This window comes from Shewanella sp. NKUCC06_TVS (genome assembly GCF_019345515.1).
GTDB classification, from domain to species: Bacteria; Pseudomonadota; Gammaproteobacteria; order Enterobacterales; family Shewanellaceae; genus Shewanella; species Shewanella oncorhynchi.
Map to the genome: position 1 here is coordinate 25,209 of NZ_JAHKQX010000022.1, position 19,205 is coordinate 44,413.

Annotated in this window: 15 protein-coding genes; 5 read left to right on the forward strand and 10 right to left on the reverse strand. The window is 45.3% G+C overall.

The window, feature by feature from the left end; translation table 11 throughout:
* The first annotated feature begins 93 nt into the window (after positions 1–93).
* Entirely contained in the window at positions 94–3,282 is a 3,189-nt protein-coding gene (locus KO531_RS20115) for an amidohydrolase family protein (RefSeq protein ID WP_219252096.1), read from the forward strand.
* 123 nt (positions 3,283–3,405) lie between these two features.
* Here KO531_RS20115 and KO531_RS20120 read toward each other — a convergent pair whose 3' ends face one another.
* Positions 3,406–4,002, reverse strand: a complete 597-nt coding sequence (locus tag KO531_RS20120) for a DNA-3-methyladenine glycosylase I (protein WP_219252097.1) — start codon at positions 4,000–4,002, stop codon at positions 3,406–3,408.
* A gap of 117 nt (positions 4,003–4,119) precedes the next feature.
* On the opposite strand from KO531_RS20120, the gene glyQ reads away from it, so the two are divergent.
* Positions 4,120–5,025: a glycine--tRNA ligase subunit alpha gene (gene glyQ, locus KO531_RS20125; RefSeq protein WP_006084781.1), complete on the forward strand. Its 906-nt coding sequence runs from the start codon at positions 4,120–4,122 to the stop codon at positions 5,023–5,025.
* 10 nt (positions 5,026–5,035) lie between these two features.
* Positions 5,036–7,105 carry a glycine--tRNA ligase subunit beta gene (glyS, locus tag KO531_RS20130; RefSeq protein ID WP_219252098.1) on the forward strand — a complete coding sequence of 690 codons (2,070 nt, stop codon included), beginning with the start codon at positions 5,036–5,038 and terminating at the stop codon, positions 7,103–7,105.
* 101 nt (positions 7,106–7,206) lie between these two features.
* Here the strand turns inward: glyS and KO531_RS20135 are convergent, their stop codons facing one another.
* Positions 7,207–8,247 carry an HDOD domain-containing protein gene (locus KO531_RS20135; protein WP_219252099.1) on the reverse strand — a complete coding sequence of 347 codons (1,041 nt, stop codon included), beginning with the start codon at positions 8,245–8,247 and terminating at the stop codon, positions 7,207–7,209.
* Positions 8,248–8,580: 333 nt separating this feature from the next.
* On the opposite strand from KO531_RS20135, the gene KO531_RS20140 reads away from it, so the two are divergent.
* Positions 8,581–9,501, forward strand: coding sequence for a biotin-dependent carboxyltransferase family protein (locus KO531_RS20140; RefSeq protein WP_219252100.1), 921 nt, complete (start codon positions 8,581–8,583; stop codon positions 9,499–9,501).
* A gap of 90 nt (positions 9,502–9,591) precedes the next feature.
* Here KO531_RS20140 and KO531_RS20145 read toward each other — a convergent pair whose 3' ends face one another.
* Genes KO531_RS20145 through KO531_RS20160 form a run of 4 tightly spaced genes read right to left on the reverse strand, consistent with a single transcriptional unit; the run spans position 9,592 to position 11,837 of the window.
* A complete protein-coding gene (locus tag KO531_RS20145) occupies positions 9,592–9,927 on the reverse strand; it encodes a c-type cytochrome (RefSeq protein WP_131524514.1) in 336 nt (111 codons plus the stop codon).
* On the reverse strand, positions 9,924–10,307 hold the full coding sequence (locus KO531_RS20150) for a cytochrome C (protein ID WP_105250809.1): 384 nt from the start codon (positions 10,305–10,307) through the stop codon (positions 9,924–9,926). The genes KO531_RS20145 and KO531_RS20150 overlap by 4 nt, the downstream gene beginning before the upstream one ends.
* A complete protein-coding gene (locus KO531_RS20155; protein ID WP_131524515.1) occupies positions 10,307–11,533 on the reverse strand; it encodes a sulfite oxidase in 1,227 nt (408 codons plus the stop codon). Before KO531_RS20155 ends, KO531_RS20150 begins: the two co-directional genes overlap by 1 nt.
* A gap of 1 nt (position 11,534) precedes the next feature.
* Positions 11,535–11,837, reverse strand: coding sequence for a hypothetical protein (locus KO531_RS20160; RefSeq protein WP_006083821.1), 303 nt, complete (start codon positions 11,835–11,837; stop codon positions 11,535–11,537).
* A gap of 238 nt (positions 11,838–12,075) precedes the next feature.
* On the opposite strand from KO531_RS20160, the gene KO531_RS20165 reads away from it, so the two are divergent.
* Entirely contained in the window at positions 12,076–12,738 is a 663-nt protein-coding gene (locus tag KO531_RS20165; protein ID WP_219252107.1) for a glutathione S-transferase family protein, read from the forward strand.
* Positions 12,739–12,850: 112 nt separating this feature from the next.
* On the opposite strand, the gene gyrB is transcribed toward KO531_RS20165, so the two are convergent.
* The 4 genes from gyrB to dnaA form a co-directional block, all read right to left on the reverse strand.
* Positions 12,851–15,268, reverse strand: coding sequence for a DNA topoisomerase (ATP-hydrolyzing) subunit B (gene gyrB / locus KO531_RS20170; RefSeq protein WP_113941413.1), 2,418 nt, complete (start codon positions 15,266–15,268; stop codon positions 12,851–12,853).
* Between the two features lie 16 nt (positions 15,269–15,284).
* Positions 15,285–16,367 carry a DNA replication/repair protein RecF gene (gene recF, locus KO531_RS20175; RefSeq protein ID WP_219252101.1) on the reverse strand — a complete coding sequence of 361 codons (1,083 nt, stop codon included), beginning with the start codon at positions 16,365–16,367 and terminating at the stop codon, positions 15,285–15,287.
* 201 nt (positions 16,368–16,568) lie between these two features.
* A complete protein-coding gene (gene dnaN, locus KO531_RS20180) occupies positions 16,569–17,669 on the reverse strand; it encodes a DNA polymerase III subunit beta (protein ID WP_105250803.1) in 1,101 nt (366 codons plus the stop codon).
* Between the two features lie 19 nt (positions 17,670–17,688).
* Entirely contained in the window at positions 17,689–19,077 is a 1,389-nt protein-coding gene (gene dnaA, locus KO531_RS20185) for a chromosomal replication initiator protein DnaA (protein ID WP_113941415.1), read from the reverse strand.
* Positions 19,078–19,205 lie beyond the last annotated feature (128 nt).

Below are 19,205 nucleotides of genomic sequence, written 5' to 3' on the forward strand. Positions count from 1 at the left end.
TTATGCGATAACTACACCAAGTATTAACAAAATTTTATCTTGTATTAATACCGCTCATGTAGGTAGCCCATAAGAACGATAACAGGAAGTGACATGTTGAACTCTAAACTTACCCCGCTTTATATTGCCCTCACTCTTGGGATGAATACCCTCGCAGTTAACGCCACAGAAACGAAAGAATCGACTTGGAATGTTAACGCTCCAGCGAATGCTCCCTTAGTGCAAGTCAAAGTTGATGTTAATGAAGGCACTTGGATGAACTTAAGTGTCAGCCCAGATGGTAAGCATATCGTCTTCGACTTACTCGGTGACATCTACCAAATTCCAGTAACAGGCGGTGAAGCTAAGCCATTAGTCCAAGGCATAGCTTGGCAGATGCAGCCCGTCTATAGCCCTGATGGCAAGCACATTGCTTTTACGTCCGATGGTGATGGTGGTGATAACATTTGGATTATGGATGCTGATGGTAAAAACCCAAGAACAGTTACCCAAGAAACCTTCAGGCTGCTAAACAGTCCAGCTTGGAGCCCAGACTCCCAGTATCTGGTTGCCCGTAAGCACTTTACCGCCAGTCGTAGTTTGGGTGCGGGCGAAGTGTGGCTATACCACGTTGCGGGTGGTGAAGGCGTTAAATTGACCGAGCGTCCTAATGATGAGAAAGATTTAGGTGAACCCGCGTATTCACCCGATGGTCACTATATCTACTTTAGCCAAGATGACACGCCGGGTAAAACCTTCCATTACTCAAAGGATTCGGTCAACGGTATCTACAAAATAAAACGCTACGATACTCAAACTGGCGAGATTGAAGTATTAATCGAAGGCACGGGTGGTGCAATTCGGCCAACGCCGAGCCCAGACGGCACTAAGCTCGCCTATATTAAGCGCGATGATTTTCAGTCATCACTCTACCTACTCGACCTTAAGTCGGGAGAGACGACTAAACTGTTTGGCGAACTTGACCGTGATATGCAAGAGACTTGGGCCATTCATGGCGTCTATCCAACAATGGCATGGACACAAGATAACAAGGATATTTTCTTCTGGGCTAAGGGAAAAATTAATCGTCTGAATGTTGCCAATAAAACACTCACAGATATCCCCTTTAGTGTAAAAACTGAGTTAGCCATACAACCCTCGGTGCGCTTTAAGCAAGATATCGATAAAGACGTTTTCGATGTAAAAATGCTACGTATGGCGCAAGTCTCACCGGATGGTAGCAAGGTCGCCTTCGAAGCACTGGGGAAAATTTGGTTAAAATCCTTACCCGATGGCAGAATGTCGCGCTTAACTGATCTAGACAAAAATATTGCAGAACTTTATCCCCAATGGTCGCGCGATGGTAAAAATATTGTTTTCACCACTTGGAATGACCAAGACCAAGGCACAGTACAAGTGATTAGCGCCAAAGGTGGCAAACCTAAGCAGCTAACATCTGAGCCAGGAAAGTATGTCGAACCCACCTTTTCACCCAATGGTGAACTCGTAGTGTATCGTAAAACTCAAGGCGGTAACCTCACACCAAGAACTTGGTCGCAGGAGCTCGGGCTATATAAAGTCGATATTAAAGGTAAACAAAATAGCAAGATCAGTACCGATGGCTATCAAGCTCAATTCGGTGCCAATGCCGATCGCGTCTTTTTTATGAATAGCAGCGAAGATGAAACGCCGCAATTATCATCGATCAACTTAGACGGCTTCGATAAGCGGGTTCATTACAGCAGCAAACATGCAACTGAATTTAGGGTTTCACCCGATGGTGAGCAACTCGCCTTTGCTGAACGCTTTAAAGTTTGGGTAACACCTTTTGCTAAACACGGCGAGACAGTTGAGATTGGCCCCAATGCCAACAATCTACCTGTAAGCCAATTGAGTACCCGTGCGGGCGAAAGTATCAGTTGGAACAGTAAAAGCGACCAACTATATTGGACTCTTGGCCCCGAGCTGTACCAAGCCAAAGTTGATACTCAATATCTCAATAAAGATGAAAAGGCACAACCCAGCATTATCGATTTAGGCTTTACCGAAAAGGCCGATGTTCCACGTGGAACAATCGCCTTCGTCGGTGGCAAAGTGATTACGATGGAAAATGACCAAGTGATTGATAATGGTGTGGTCATAGTCAAAGACAATCATATTGTCGCCGTAGGCGATGCCGATGTTGCGATTCCTAAGGATGCGCAGATCATCGACATCAAAGGCAAATCCATCATGCCAGGACTATTCGATGCCCACGCCCATGGACCGCAAGCAGATGATGAAATTGTGCCACAACAGAACTGGGCGCTGTATTCAGGCTTATCCTTGGGTGTCACCACTATTCACGATCCATCGAATGACACTACAGAAATCTTTGCCGCATCTGAGCAACAAAAAGCAGGCAATATTGTTGGCCCACGAATATTCTCCACCGGCACCATACTCTATGGCGCAAATGCACCGGGTTACACATCGCACATAGACTCACTGGATGATGCCAAGTTTCATCTTGAACGTCTGAAAAAAGTCGGGGCGTTTAGCGTAAAAAGCTACAACCAGCCGCGCCGAAATCAGAGGCAGCAAGTTATCGCTGCCGCACGTGAACTTGAAATGATGGTTGTCCCTGAAGGTGGTAGCTTGCTGCAACATAATTTAAGCATGGTCGCCGATGGACATACTACGATTGAGCACTCACTCCCCGTTGGTTCAATCTATAACGATATCAAACAGTTTTGGAGCCAGACTAAAGTTGGTTACACGCCAACCTTAGTGGTTGCCTATGGTGGTATTTCTGGTGAAAACTACTGGTATGATAAAACCGATGTGTGGGCACATCCACGCCTATCCATGTATGTGCCAGCCGATATTTTACAAGCAAGATCAATGCGACGCCCCCATGCACCAGAGAGCCACTACAATCATTTCAATGTTGCTAAGGTTGCTAACGAGCTCAATAAGTTAGGGGTTCACCCAAATATTGGCGCCCACGGTCAACGTGAAGGTTTAGCGGCACATTGGGAAATGTGGATGTTTGCCCAAGGCGGCATGAGCAATATGGAAGTGTTGAAAACGGCCACCATTAATCCAGCGACGACCTTTGGCATGGAGCAGCAACTCGGTTCTATCAAAGAAGGTAAGCTCGCAGACTTGATCGTTATTGATGGTGATCCATTAGCCGACATTCGCGTCACCGACAAAGTCACTCATACTATGGTTAATGGTAAGTTGTTCGATGCCGAAAAGATGAATCAACTTAATGGCAGCAAACAACAACGTAAGCCGTTTATCTTTGAAAAAATCTAATCTCAGCAAATAGAAATAACCAAAGGCATGTTCCACGTGGAACATGCTTTTTTATCTCTAGGCTTCTAATACCACGACAAGTTCCAAACCCTACTTCAACATAGGCAAGCTCTGCGATTAATGCTACTCGTGGTTATGCAGTCCGGCACAAGAATCGACACAGGCCTGATAGGAAATACACTCTACAAGGTGATCGTTCACCATACCCACCGCCTGCATAAAGGCATAACAAATGGTTGGGCCAACGAAGTTAAATCCAAGCTTCTTTAACGCCTTTGACATGGCTTCAGATTCTGGTGTTTGTGCAGGAACCTGCGACATTGCCGTAATATGATTAACTATGGGTTTTCCGCCCACAAAGCTCCATAAAAATGCAGAGAAATCCTTCCCATCGGCAGTATAGGCTAAATAACCTTTAGCATTCTTGATGATAGAGTTTACCTTCAAGCGATTGCGCACTATACCGGGATTCAACATGAGCTCCTCTACTTTCGCCTCATCGAAAGTCGCAATAATCTCAGGTTCAAAATTAGCAAAGGCCTGTTCATAGTTTTGTTGCTTCTTCAGGATAGTTATCCAAGATAATCCGGCCTGTTGACCATCTAAACACAACTTAGCAAACAGCTCCTTTGGATCATAAACAGGTCGCCCCCACACTTTGTCGTGATACTCACGATACAAGGGATCATCACTTACCCAGCCACAGCGGATCTCTTCCATGGTATATAACCTTATTGTTTTAATTAAGAAGGTAAAAAATAACCTACATAAGCAGATATCTACAAGGTATAATCGAACCCATTTTCTATTCAGGCTGACGGCAGTAGACAAGTAGACATGACGACAAAACACGACGTAAAAACATTTCAGGGTTTCATTCTCACCCTGCAGGAATATTGGGCACAGCAAGGCTGTGCAATTGTTCAACCTCTAGATATGGAAGTCGGCGCTGGTACATTCCACCCACAAACTTTCCTACGTTCTTTAGGGCCTGAACCTATGAGCAGTGCCTATGTGCAGCCATCGCGCCGCCCTACGGATGGTCGTTACGGTGAAAACCCTAACCGCCTGCAGCACTACTACCAGTTCCAAGTCGTGTTAAAACCTTCGCCTGACAATATTCAGGAGCTGTATTTAGGCTCACTGCAAGCACTGGGTATTGATACTCAAATCCACGATATCCGCTTTGTGGAAGATAACTGGGAATCACCAACACTAGGTGCTTGGGGTTTAGGCTGGGAAGTTTGGCTTAATGGTATGGAAGTGACTCAGTTTACTTACTTCCAACAGGTCGGCGGCATCGAATGCAGCCCTGTCACAGGTGAAATCACCTATGGCCTAGAGCGTCTGGCCATGTATATCCAAGGCGTTGATAGCGTTTATGATCTCGTATGGACCGATGGTCCACTGGGCCTAATCACCTATGGCGATGTGTTCCATCAAAACGAAGTCGAGCAATCTACCTATAACTTCGAACACGCCGATGTGGATTTTATGTTCACCCTGTTCGATCAGTGCGAAAAAATGTGTCAGCATTTATTGTCGCTTGAAAAACCCTTACCTCTGCCCGCCTACGAGCAAGTGATGAAAGCCTCACACGCCTTCAACCTGCTCGATGCCCGCCATGCCATTTCAGTTACCGAGCGCCAACGCTACATCTTACGCGTTCGTACTATGGCGAAAGCGGTCGCTGAATCTTATTATCAGGCACGCGAAGCGCTTGGCTTCCCAATGTGTAAGTAGAGGTAAAAACATGAATTTTGAAAACTTACTCATAGAGTTAGGCACGGAAGAATTACCACCTAAGTCACTGCGTAAACTGGCTGAATCCTTTTTAGCTAACTTTACTGAAGAACTCACCAAAGCCGATTTAGCGTTCAGCTCAGCCGTTTGGTACGCAGCGCCACGTCGTCTGGCAATTGACGTCACTGAACTTGCCCTTGCACAAGCCGACAAAGTCGTTGAAAAACGCGGCCCAGCAGTGAGTTCAGCATTCGATGCTGAAGGCAAACCGACTAAAGCCGCCGAAGGTTGGGCACGTGGTAATGGTATTACTGTTGAACAAGCCGAACGTTTAGTTACAAATAAAGGCGAATGGTTAGTCCATAACGCCAAAGTTGAAGGCGTCGAAACCAAAAGTTTGATCGCTGCTATGGCTCAACGTGCACTCGATAAATTGCCCATTCCTAAGCCAATGCGTTGGGGCAATAATAAAACCCAATTTATTCGCCCTGTGCACACAGCCACTATCTTGTTAGGCAGTGAGTTGATTGAAGGTGAATTGCTGGGTATCAAATCGGCACGCACTGTTCGCGGTCACCGCTTTATGGGGCTCAAGCAGTTTGAATTAGCACACGCTGATCACTACCTTGCCGACCTAAAAGAAAAAGGCAAAGTCATCGCCGATTACGAAAGCCGTAAAGCATTAATCAAAGCCGATGCCGAAAAAGCCGCCGCTAAGATTGGTGGCACAGCCGATATCGAAGATAGCCTGCTTGAAGAGGTCACCTCTTTGGTTGAATGGCCTGTGGTATTGACCGCTAGCTTCGAAGAAAAATTCTTAAGTGTACCGTCTGAAGCTTTGGTCTATACCATGAAAGGCGACCAAAAATACTTCCCAGTCTTTGATGATGCAGGCAAGTTACTGCCAAACTTTATCTTTGTGGCCAATATCGAATCTAAAGATCCCGCGCAAATTATCTCAGGTAACGAGAAAGTCGTTCGCCCACGTCTTGCCGACGCCGAGTTCTTTTTTAATACCGATAAAAAACACACGCTGGAATCGCGTTTACCTAGCCTAGAAACCGTCCTGTTCCAACAACAGCTCGGCACCTTAAAAGACAAAGTGAATCGTATTTCTGCCCTAGCCGCCTTTATTGCCGAGCAAACTGGCGCGAATACGGTTGATGCAGCCCGTGCAGGTTTGTTATCTAAAACCGATTTGATGACCAATATGGTGATGGAGTTTACCGACACTCAAGGCACTATGGGCATGCACTACGCCCGCCTTGATGGTGAAACCGAAGCTGTTGCGATTGCGATGGAAGAGCAATACAAGCCTAAGTTCTCTGGCGATACAGTGCCTAGTGCTGGCGTATCTTGCGCAGTCGCATTAGCAGACAAGCTCGATACTTTAGTCGGTATCTTTGGTATTGGCCAAGCACCCAAAGGCGCTGCCGATCCCTTTGCCCTACGCCGTGCCGCCATCGGTGTGCTGCGTATTATCGTTGAGAATAAACTGCCACTGGACTTAGTAATGCTGATAGCCAAAGCTCAGGAGCTCCACGGTACTCACTTAAGCAACGCCAATGCAAGCGACGAAGTGTTAGAGTTCTTAATGGCTCGCTTCCGCGCTTGGTATCAAGATAAAGGCATTGGTGTTGATGTGATCTTAGCCGTGCTAGCACGTCGCCCAACACGCCCAGCTGATTTTGATAGTCGTATTAATGCGGTATCACACTTTAGAAGCCTAGAAGCTTCTGGCGCACTTGCAGCAGCGAACAAACGTGTATCCAACATTCTGGCTAAGGTTGAAGGCGCTTTACCGACAACGATCAATGCAAGTTTGTTGACCGAAGCCGCAGAGCAAGCATTGGCGGCCAAGTTGAACGAGCTACAACCACAGTTGGCACCTTTGTTTGCCAATGCAGATTACCAACAAGCCTTAACTTTGTTAGCTGGCCTACGTGAAAGCGTGGATCAGTTCTTCGAAGATGTAATGGTTATGGCGGATGATGAAGCTTTGAAAAACAATCGTTTAGCATTGTTGAATAATCTACGCGAGCAGTTCCTGCACGTAGCAGATATATCACTACTGCAATAATGATACTAAGGTTTATAAAATTATCGCTTTATAAAAAACGCGCTACATAGCGCGTTTTTTATTGTCCTGATTTCTTATACCAAACATATTAAATTGCCCAATCAGAACTGCAGCAGTTTTTGATGTAAGCCATCAAATTGAGTTTGATCTAAGTTAACTTGCTGCAGTAAATTCGCCAGTATTTCAGGAGACAATTGCCCTGCTTGATGCAGCATAGAAATCTCGCTGATCACATTCGCCCGCCATACCACAGCTGCGAGCCCCGCTTGCGGACGCGAGTTCACACTGGCGAGCTTGTCTAATTCTGTTTCAAAGGTATTGGGTAGCTGCCAATACTTAGCGAGCAATGAACTTAAGGTTAACGATTTCGTCGTCATCACTTGTCTAAATAACCCAGAATTAGGCTGTTCTCCGGGCTCCGCCTGCACAAACGCATCGAGTAGCATTTTGAAAATGGCCAGCTTGCCGACATCATGCAATAAGCCCAATAAAAAAGCCGTATCTTGATCTTCATCGCTTAACTCACTGGCGAGAAAGGCGACCTGCATCGAGTGGCGCCAAATTTCAGCGCCGAAACGACGAAAATAAATTGGCTTGATATCCAACATTTCACGCACTAGACAAGTGGTGACAAACTTTCTCAACTGTTCACGACCAAGCTGTACCAAAGCCTGTTGCAAACTGGTGATATCCCTATCACTACGTTTAAACGCAGGGGAATTACATAGCTTAAGTACCTCAATACTCAGTAAAGGATCTCGCTCAATAAGCGCTAATAGATCCTTAATATCAAACTGAGGATCGGCCAGCTTACGATCTAATTCCAATACCTTTGACGGCAGCTTTAGCACTTTTTCGGCGATGACTTGTGGCGATGCCAAGGCCTGCTCTATCTCCGCCATGACTCGACGTTCAAGATTATTCGCTACACCGCCAGTGTCCTTAACCCGTGTCGGAAATAACAAACTATAAAAGAGTGCAGATAAATCCACAGATACCACACTAATGTCTCCGAGAGGTTTAGCTGGCTTTCGCGCAGGTTCAAGCGACTTACCTAAGTCCGTCGTTGAAAAACTTTTGGGTCTCTCAACGGTCGCCGTATCGCGAATATTAAAGAGTTTATTAAAAAGTGATTTAATCAAGAAGCATCAACCTGTCATTATAAATAATTGTTAAAAAGTCAGTTAAATATTGCCCATCATAAATCCATTTTGATCAGCTCAAGCCGTGTATTAAGACATTGTAGACAGGCTAATACTTAGCTTAAGTGTAACATATTCAATTCATTTCGGACTTCTTCTATACCACCATTACTGCTTTTACAAAGACAATCTTGGTTACAAGTTGAAACCTCAAAAAACTTACATTTCAGCATCATTTAACTGACAATATGCCTACCATTCCTAAAGGGATACATATTTTGTCTCCCTTTAATTGATTAACAATCTACTCGCGAGCTAACAACGGAAAATTTGATGATCGAGGTAATAAAAGCGGGTGCACTAACCACAGTTCAAGATATCGGACGCATGGGATATCGACATTTAGGCGTAACCCAAGCTGGTGCCTTAGATAGACCTGCACTGTGTTTAGCAAACCGCCTACTCTCAAACCCAGACAATACACCCGTACTGGAATTGACCTTCGGCCAATCGATTTTTTTGTTTAAACGTGATGCTTGGATTGCCTTAACGGGTGCCGATTTCGATGCCCGCATAGACAATAAACCCATAGTTTGCGGCTGGCGTTACTCAATTAAGGCAGGACAAAAACTCAGTCTTAGAGGGGGAAATAAAGGCATGCGTGCCTATGTTGCGATTGATGGCGGTGTTAGAGTGCCGTTAGTGATGGATTCTGCTGCAACTGATTTAACCTCAGGTATCGGTGGATTTCATGGTCGCGCATTAGAAGCTGGCGATAACCTGACCTTAGGTTCCGCACATCCACTAAGAAGGCAAGTTGGCGCAATTCAAAAAAGTTGGAATGGGCATATTCGCACACTCGCAACAAAGCATACCCAAGCCTTCTCGTTAAAATCGCAGCAAACATTCTGGCAAACACAGTGGCAACTTTCGGCAGAAAGCAATCGTGCAAGTGCAATACTCAACGGGGAAATATTGACCTTAGCAAAACCATTTCCCGTTCAATCCCATACAGTCAAGCCCGGAGTCATTCAAGTGTCAGCTTCGGGGCAACCTTTAGTGTTACTTGCCGATGCTAAGACCACCAGCAATCATCCTCAAATCGCAGTGATTATTGAAGCCGATCTGTGGAAACTCGCGCAAACTCGCCCAGGGCAAACAGTTAAATTCGAATTAGTCGACGATGAACAAGCCGCAACGGCGCAAGCAGAATGGCATGACTACTTCTATCGCTTACAACGCAGTCTAGGTTAACAGGCCGCTTAATCATCGCGGCCAAGAAACATCATCCCGCATTCCTAGCAAGCCACATTCGACTTCATTCAAATAGTCCCCACAATAATGCTAATTCGCACTTAGGTTCGGTGTAACTTGCTGGCTATAAAATAGCGCCACATCTTGTAATTGCTCAGAACTTAACGCGCTGACTTGTGATTGCATCAAAGCATCGAGTCGTAAACCGGTTTTAAAATCGACGAGCTGTTTATTAAGATAAGCTAATTTTTGTCCCTTTAAGTTTGGGAATTGCTTGGCCATAGCGATCACCGCATTGCCATGGCATGACTCACACTGTGCTGTAGCCAATGCCTGACCTCGCTCTATATCTGCTTGATAAACCTCTCCATTAACCTCTGTGGATAAGCCACATAGTGCAATCAAACTTATGATAATCGCTTTCATTTTGGCTCCTTAGGGAAAGGTTTAACTAGCACAGGCTGCAGGCTCGGTTCTAAAGGTAGACGTCTGAAGATCGTCATATCCATTTCAGCCTGCCCATAATGAGTGCTTAGATAACTCAAAGTGGGCTCCCAAGTATCCGACAAGTCCCATAAACCCTGAGTGTCTATCATCCACTGCAAAGTCTCTTTCCAAAAGGCTTTATCGCCGTGGTTTTGCACGACTATCATACTGGTATGGCAGGCATTACATTGATAGTTCACTAACTCCCAGCCAGGAGCCATGATCAAACCCGATTTAGGGTCCACTGGATACTCAGCAGCTAGCGAAATACTGGATGCCACTAACCCAAGCAATATCAGTTTATTGATATGTGACTTCATCACACCACCCTAACGGCAATACGGTGGCAGCCGTTAAACATATATCCCTTAGGATTCCATTGCGGTTGTACGACAGGCTGACTATCACCTTCACTATCGGTCGCTTTTGCCCAGATTTCATAATAGCCCTGCGACGGTAATTGCAATTCAATCTTCCATTGCTGCCATGCTGTTATGTTTTTAGGTTTTTCTAATTCAGCGGCAAACCAACGGGTGCCATAATCGTAACTGACTTCCACCTTAACCACTTCCCGCAATCCCGCCCAAGCATGGCCTGCGATAGTCATCTTTTGACCCACAGCTAATTCGGTTCCAGATTGGGGTTGAGTGATCAATGACTTCACTATCATTTCTTCAATGATTTTATAGTCTTTATCATCAACAGACTCACCTGGCGCTATGGGATATTTAGGGAGTTGATACGCTGGTGCTTCCATTTTATGTCCATCATGGACTTTATTACGCACACTGATCCCCGTCGCCGCTTTTTGCGAAACGGATCCTGGCCGTCCACCAAACACAATACGTAAGGGATATCCATGTAGATAAGGAATGTCCTCACCGTTCATCGACCATGCAATAAGCCCAAGCTCTTCGAGCGCCGCCTTTATTGGTACGCCGCGTGAAATAGCCTCACCTTTGCCGCTCAAATGCCGATCAACACCGTGATGGCCTGTGTAAACAGCATCAGCTTTAATACCGCAATCCTTAAGCACATCACTCACTAAGACACCTGTCCACTCGGAGCAAAATACGCCGGCATTATTCCACTGATTGCCTTTAGTACTAGGAAAAAAGCCAGAGCGACTATTACCGCCACATTCAATCAGCAACTGCAATGTGTAATGCTTAAAGCGACGCTTAAGTTCATTAATTGTGTAGGTTTTTGGGGTGATAACAGACTCACCATCCACTTGAAAAGTCCAAGTTTTAGCATCTAACGCCTTAAAGTCAGGCACTATGCCATTCCAACGGATAAACGAGGCATCGGCAGGCGTCACAGCAGGAGCGAGCTTATGCTCCGGCGGAAACGCATTCAGTGGATGAGTGTTTAACACTTTGAAATAATTCGGCAAGTCCTCAGCCTTAGCCCAAGTTAATGCTGATATATCCAGAGGAATAACCTCTGCGGGAAGCTGATTGGCAAATACCCACTTAACGGGTAAGGCAGATAAAACAGAAGTCGCTACCGCACCTTTAATAAAAACCCGACGATTAAGATCCATGTTATTTATCCTTTCCGAGGTAAAAGTAATCCGCCATCAGCTGCATATCAGCCTCAGTCAAGAGTTGGGCGACTTTAGTCATAGTGGGATCTTGGCGATTCCCCGCCTTAAAGGCTCGCAGTTGCTTCAATAGGTATTCTGAGTTTTGCCATCCAATGTTAGGAATATGCTCAAAACGACTCACACCGGACTCGCCATGACAGGCCTTACACATATTCAATAACTTATTTGCCTCATCGGCGTTTGCCACCGCCGATAGCATAAAAATCAGTGCACTTACGGGGTAAATCACTCGCTGCCACATCCATTTATCTCGCCAATTAGCCTTTATCTCGACAGAATCCATCGAACAAAGTAATTAAGATATGGTTAAATTATCTCAATGCTGTGGGTCGTTTAAATTCAATAAAAGTGACTCGTAAGCTCAAGAGAAATGACGCGTATTAGCGGATGTAGAAAGGGTAAAATATTCATTAGTCATAGGTGAAATGAGTCCATATAGTAGCTTTGCAGAAACACTGCATTTCACTCAAGGACAAACAATGGATCTTTATATCGGCAATAAAAATTACGCTAGCTGGTCACTGCGAGCTTGGTTAATGGCCGCAAAATCTGGCGTGCAGTTCAACGAAGTATTACTGCAACTCGATACCGACAGCTTCTATCAGCAACTCAAAGCCATTTCGCCGACGTTAAAAGTACCGACATTAGTCGATGGTGACATTAGGGTATGGGATTCACTATCAATTTGTGAATACCTCAATGACACCTATCTTGCCGGTAGCGCATGGCCGCAAGAACCTAAACAAAAAGCCAAGGCCAGATCGATTGCCAGTGAAATGCATTCTGGCTTTAATGCCGTGCGTAACGCCCTACCAATGAACATACGTGCGAGGCGCTATGTTGAACTCACAGATGCCGTCCGCAAAGACATTGAGCGCATCGATGCGATTTGGTCAGCACAAATGGCCGAGTTTGCCCCATCAAATTCCGAAGGTACTTGGTTATTTGGCCAATGGTCGATTGCCGACATGATGTTTGCCCCTGTGGTTATGCGTTTTCTTACCTACGATATTGAAGTCTCGCAGGCAAGCCGTGCCTATATGCAGCATGTGATCAGCTGTCCGGAAATGCAGGCGTGGATTAATGCGGCTAAAGCAGAGACTGAAATTGTTGCAGCGGATGAAGCGGGTATTGATCGATAAAGAGATAAATCATAGAGATAAAAAAGGGAAAGCCTTGGCTTTCCCTTAATCATTCAAATACTAACGCGTGTCACTTAACACGCATTACACGTCTAATATTATACATCTAGCATTAAACGTCTAAGTTAGCCACGTTCAATGCGTTCGCTTCGATGAACTCACGACGAGGTTCAACTTGATCACCCATCAAACAAGTGAACAACTGATCGGCACCCACAGCATCATCAATCGTGACTTGCAACATACGGCGTGATTCAGGATCCATTGTAGTTTCCCACAATTGCTCAGGGTTCATCTCACCCAATCCTTTATAACGTTGAATGTATAAGCCGCGTTTGGCTTCAGAAATTGTCCAATCTAGCGCTTCGAGGAAGCTGCCGACTTCTTTAACACGATCGCCGCGTTGTACATAGCCGCCTTCTTCAATCATGCCATCTAACGCCGCACCTAACTTACCGATACGTTGATAATCGCTTGATTGGAAGAAGTCATAAGTAAACAGATAGTTAGTATCGATACCGTGCTTACGAATGGTGATCTTAGGCAGATACACTTTACGCTCAGGATCGAGAATCGGCTCAGCAGAATACAGTACACCGCTGTTTTCCATTTCCACCAGCTCATGGATAAAGGCATCGATCCACTCTTTCATCTTGCCTTCATCGGCCAACATCTCGTTGGTGATCATTGGGTGGTAAAGCATACGGTTAGTAATGTGCGTTGGATAGCGCTGCTCTAAACGAGCCACAATGGCTTCCACTTCACGATACTGAGTCACTAAACGCTCTAACGGCTCACCTGACATACCAATCGCACCTTGCGTTGGATACACAACAGTGCCATCCAATGCTTGAGTCGTGAGGTATTGAGTCAATGCTGGCTCATCTTTCAAATACTGTTCTTGCTTGCCCTTTTTCACTTTAAATAAAGGCGGTTGAGCAATATACACATAACCACGTTCAATCAATTCAGGCATTTGACGGAAGAAGAAGGTCAACAGCAAAGTACGAATGTGCGAGCCGTCGACGTCAGCATCCGTCATGATGATGATGTTGTGATAACGGGTTTTATCTGGGTTATATTCGTCGCGACCAATACCACAGCCAAGTGCCGTGATCAGTGTGGCCACTTCTTGAGAAGACAACATCTTATCGAAGCGGGCCTTCTCAACGTTTAGAATTTTACCTTTCAGTGGCAAAATCGCTTGGTTCTTACGGTTACGTCCCTGCTTAGCACTACCGCCAGCAGAGTCACCTTCCACTATGTAAATTTCTGAAAGACCAGGATCTTTTTCTTGGCAATCGGCCAGCTTACCTGGCAAACCACCTAAATCGAGTGCGCCTTTACGACGGGTCATTTCACGAGCTTTACGCGCCGCTTCACGGGCACGGGCAGCATCGACAATCTTACCGACGATCAACTTCGCATCAGCTGGGTTTTCCAGCAGATAATCGTTCAGCTTCTCACCCATGGTTTGTTCAACCGCGGTTTTCACTTCACTAGAAACCAGTTTGTCTTTGGTTTGCGAGCTGAACTTTGGATCTGGCACTTTAACAGAGATAACGGCAGTCAAGCCTTCGCGGGCATCGTCGCCAGTCGCGCTGGTTTTGCCTTTCTTGTTATAGCCTTCGTTTTCCATGTAGCTGTTGAGGTTACGTGTCAACGCACTACGGAAACCGACTAAGTGAGTACCACCATCACGCTGTGGGATGTTGTTGGTAAAACAGAAAATATTTTCCTGATAACCGTCATTCCACTGCATAGCCACTTCAACGGTAATGCCATCTTCACGCTCTTGCATAAAGTGGAATACATCTTTGTTGACTGGCGTTTTATTACGGTTCAGGTAATCGACGAATGCGCTAATACCGCCTTCGTATTTGAAAAATTCATTTTTATTGTCGCGTTCATCAACCAGACGAATACCCACGCCTGAGTTAAGGAAAGACAGTTCACGCACACGCTTTGCCAGAATTTCAAAGTGAAACTCAACATCGCTGAAGGTATCTTCACTTGGCCAAAAACGGATTTCAGTACCGGTTTTGGTTGCATCACCAATCTCTTTGATCGGCGCATCAGGCACACCGTGAGTATAAAACTGCTCGTATACTTTGCCAGCACGACGAATGGTCATTTGCAGCTTTTTAGATAAAGCGTTTACAACCGATACACCCACGCCGTGGAGACCGCCAGACACTTTATAGGAGTTATCGTCGAACTTACCGCCGGCATGCAATACCGTCATAATAACTTCTGCCGCCGATACGCCTTCTTCCTCATGGATAGAGACCGGAATACCACGGCCGTCATCCTTAACAGAAACCGAACCATCTACATGGATAGTAATAGTAATATCGCTACAGTGGCCGGCTAAGGCTTCATCGATAGAGTTATCGACTACTTCGAACACCATATGATGTAGACCCGTACCGTCGTCGGTGTCACCAATATACATCCCAGGTCTCTTACGTACTGCATCAAGGCCCTTAAGGACCTTAATACTCGAAGAATCGTAACTATTCTCTGACATATTATTCTCTCAATGGTTATTCAATTACCGTTACACGTCCCTGTTCCACATGAAACATCCTACTGGGAGGCGTGTGTAACGAATCGACTATTGCAGCAGGATCAATGGCGGTCACAAAAACTTGTGCTCCGGTATCCGTTAACTGCTTAAGCAATAGCTGCCTATGCTGTGCATCCAACTCGGACGGAAGATCGTCCACAAGATAAATACTGTTTTTATCTATTTGTTGTTTGAGCAACTTTCCCTGTGCAATACGCAGTGCACAGACTAATAATTTCAATTGACCACGGGACAGGGCATCCTGCGCCGGCAAAGTGCCTACACGAAGTCTAAGGTCAGCTTTATGGGGACCGCTGACGGTATGACCTGTGGCCAAATCTCTGGAATATTGGTTTTCGAGTAGTTCTGCAAAATCCGTTTTACTATCCCAGCCGCGCGTAAATGAAACCTTCACATCTACACTCGGTAAAAACTCCCCGATTATACCCTTAAGTAGCTCATTTAACGAGTCTACATAACGGTTTCGTATTTCGGTGACCTGCTCGGCATAGCGCACAAACTCTTGGTCCCAAAATTGAATATGACTGTAAGCCGAACCGTTTCTAAGCAATTGATTTCTTTGTTTAAGAACGCGACGAACATTCGTCCAAGCGCCATAAAACTGTGGGTCAGCATGAAATGCGCCCCAATCAATAAATTGTCGACGGGATTTTGGGCCTTCAAACAGTAAAGAAAAGCTTTCAGGTGTGATCACTTGAATAGGTAAAGCTTCGGCTAAGGTAGACAGACGTTTGACTTTTTCGCCGTCGATTTTCACTTCCGTCTCACCATTGCGAAATCGGCGTAAACCAATTTTACTGTCACCGCGCGCTAAATTTAAAGTCGCAAATAGCGTTAATTTATCGTCATCGTGATTAATCACTCTCTGGGATAAATGGCTGCGAAACGAACGCCCCATACCGAGAAAATATATCGCCTCAAGAATACTGGTTTTGCCACTGCCATTTTGGCCATAAATCAAGTTAATCCCAGGTGCAGGGATTAACTGTGCGGACTGAATGTTGCGAAATGCTTCGATATTGAGACGGGTCAGGCTCATGCATTACTCATTAAGCCGCGTAAACGGCGAAGGCAAGGATTCATAACACTTAACAGGCAACTCAATCGCTGCCACAGGCTAAGGCTATCGGTAAATGAGTGAAGGAATGGCCAATGCTGCGTATTAAACACTGTGCCGCGGTTAAGCGGCATAGCTATCGGAGACTGAGCTACAGACACGGGTAACGTAAAAGTCGATGGTTTATAAGCGCATCGGCATAACCACATACATGGAATCTTCTTCCAAATGATTTTCGATTAGGGCGCTGGAGTTACCATCAATGAGCGTAATACGCACATCATCGGACTTAAGGTTGTTGAGCACGTCCAGTAAATAACTGACGTTAAAACCAATTTCTAAGGCCTGATTGTTGTATTCCACATCAATGATTTCTTCCGCTTCTTCCTGTTCAGGATTATTAGCGGTGATTTTGAGCAGACCATTTTCAAGTTGAATACGCACACCACGGAATTTTTCATTGGATAAAATAGAAGCCCGCGTCAGCGCTTGCTTCAAGTGATTACGACTCGCAATCACAATTTTATCACCGCCCTTTGGCAATACACGGCGATAATCAGGGAAGCGGCCATCGACTAATTTACTGGTAAATACTGTGTTAGCCGTGGTAGCACGAATAGCATTATCACCAATAGCAATGGTGATATCGAGATCGTCAGACTCCAATAAGCGCGCCATTTCAATTACGCCTTTACGGGGCACAATGACTTGTTTTTCCGGTAATTGCGCTTCAATCGTGCGGTGACTTAAGGCTAAACGATGGCCGTCGGTCGCTATCGCACGCAACACATTACCTTCAGTTTCAAACAATAAACCGTTGAGGTAATAGCGTACATCTTGGTTAGCCATAGAAAACTGTGTCGAGTCGATAATCGACTTCAACACGCCTTGCTTCAAGCTAAATTCAATCTCAGCTTGGAAGGCTTCAACGTTGGGGTATTCTTCTGCGGGCAAAGTCGCTAAGGAAAAACGGCTACGGCCTGAACGCAGCAACCATTTATTATCTTGTTGTTCGACTTTCAGTTCGCTTTGTTCTGGCAAAGACTTAACAATATCGAGCAGTTTCTTCGCCGGAACCGTAGTACGACCTTCTTCGATATCACCGTGAACCACAGCTTGGCCCACGAGTTCGACTTCTAAATCTGTACCAGTCAGCTTAAGTGAGTGACCACTTACTTCTACAAGGAGGTTAGACAAAATGGGCAAGTTATGGCGTCTTTCTACCGCACCACACACCAATTGCAACGGCTTTAATAGGGCATCCCTATCAATTGAGAATTTCATCGTGTCCAAATTCCTTGTTTTAAGAAGATAAGGTTCTAATCAAATTAGCATAATCTTCTTTAATGTCGTGGCTCTCTTCCCGTAGCTGAGCAATCTTACGACAGGCATGCAACACTGTGGTGTGATCTCGACCACCAAAAGCATCACCAATTTCCGGCAAGCTTTGGTTAGTTAATTCTTTGGATAACGCCATTGCCACTTGCCTTGGGCGCGCGACACTGCGTGAACGACGCTTAGACAACATATCAGCCATCTTGATCTTGTAGTATTCAGCTACGGTTTTCTGAATATTGTCTATAGTGACTAATTTTTCTTGAAGTGCCAAGAGGTCACGTAAGGCTTCACGAACAAAATCAATAGTAATTGGCCGACCCGTGAAGTTAGCGTTGGCGATAACGCGGTTTAACGCCCCTTCTAGCTCGCGCACGTTTGAACGTAAACGCTTAGCAATAAAGAAAGCCACTTCATCGGGCAAATTAATGCCGCTCTCTTGAGCTTTACGCATCAAAATCGCCACGCGGGTTTCTAACTCTGGTGGCTCAATCGCCACAGTTAAACCCCAACCGAAACGCGATTTCAATCTGTCTTCAACACCGTCGATCTCTTTTGGATAACGATCTGAAGTCAAAATAATTTGGTGATTCCCTTCAAGCAACGCATTGAAGGTATGAAAGAATTCTTCTTGGGATCTGTCTTTATTGGCAAAAAATTGAATATCATCGATAAACAAGGCATCGACGCTACGGTAGTAACGTTTAAATTCTTCGATCGCATTGTTTTGCAGCGCTTTAACCATGTCCTGGACAAAACGCTCGGAATGCATGTAAACCACTTTGGCATTAGGATTATTTTTAATGATCCCGTTACCGACAGCGTGCAACAAGTGAGTCTTACCTAGACCTGTTCCGCCATATAAAAATAGTGGGTTATAAGCACCACCCGGATTTTCAGCCACTTGTAACGCCGCAGCCTTACCTAATTGGTTAGACTTACCTTCTACGAAGTTATCAAACTGGTAGCTAGGATTGATGTTACTGCGGTGATTAGCGTTCGCCATAGGCTCGGCTTGGACATTAAACGTCGTGCCTACCGTCGCTTTCGTTTGAGTATTGGGTGCTCGAGTTGGCGCAATCGGTGCCGGTACACTTGGCTTTTTCGCCGAAGGACGACTACCGATATCGAAACGCAATTTAGGCGCGTCACTACCCATTTGCTCAGTAAAGAACTGATTAATGATATTGATGTACTTATCTCTGACCCAATCAAGCACGAAGCGGTTGGGCGCATAAAGCACCAGAGTATCTCCATCCATTTCGGCTTGTAACGGTCTGATCCACATACTGAACTGCTGAGCAGAAAGCTCATCTTGCAGTCGTCCGATACATTGTTGCCAAAGTGAAACAGCCACTTAGTTATCCCCAAAAGATCATCAAAAAAGAGGTGTATTCTATAGCGAGATCTCAAGGATCGCTATCCTTAAAAAATATTTATCCCCAGCGAGATCATTCTATGTGGATATCCTCGATCATCAAAGAT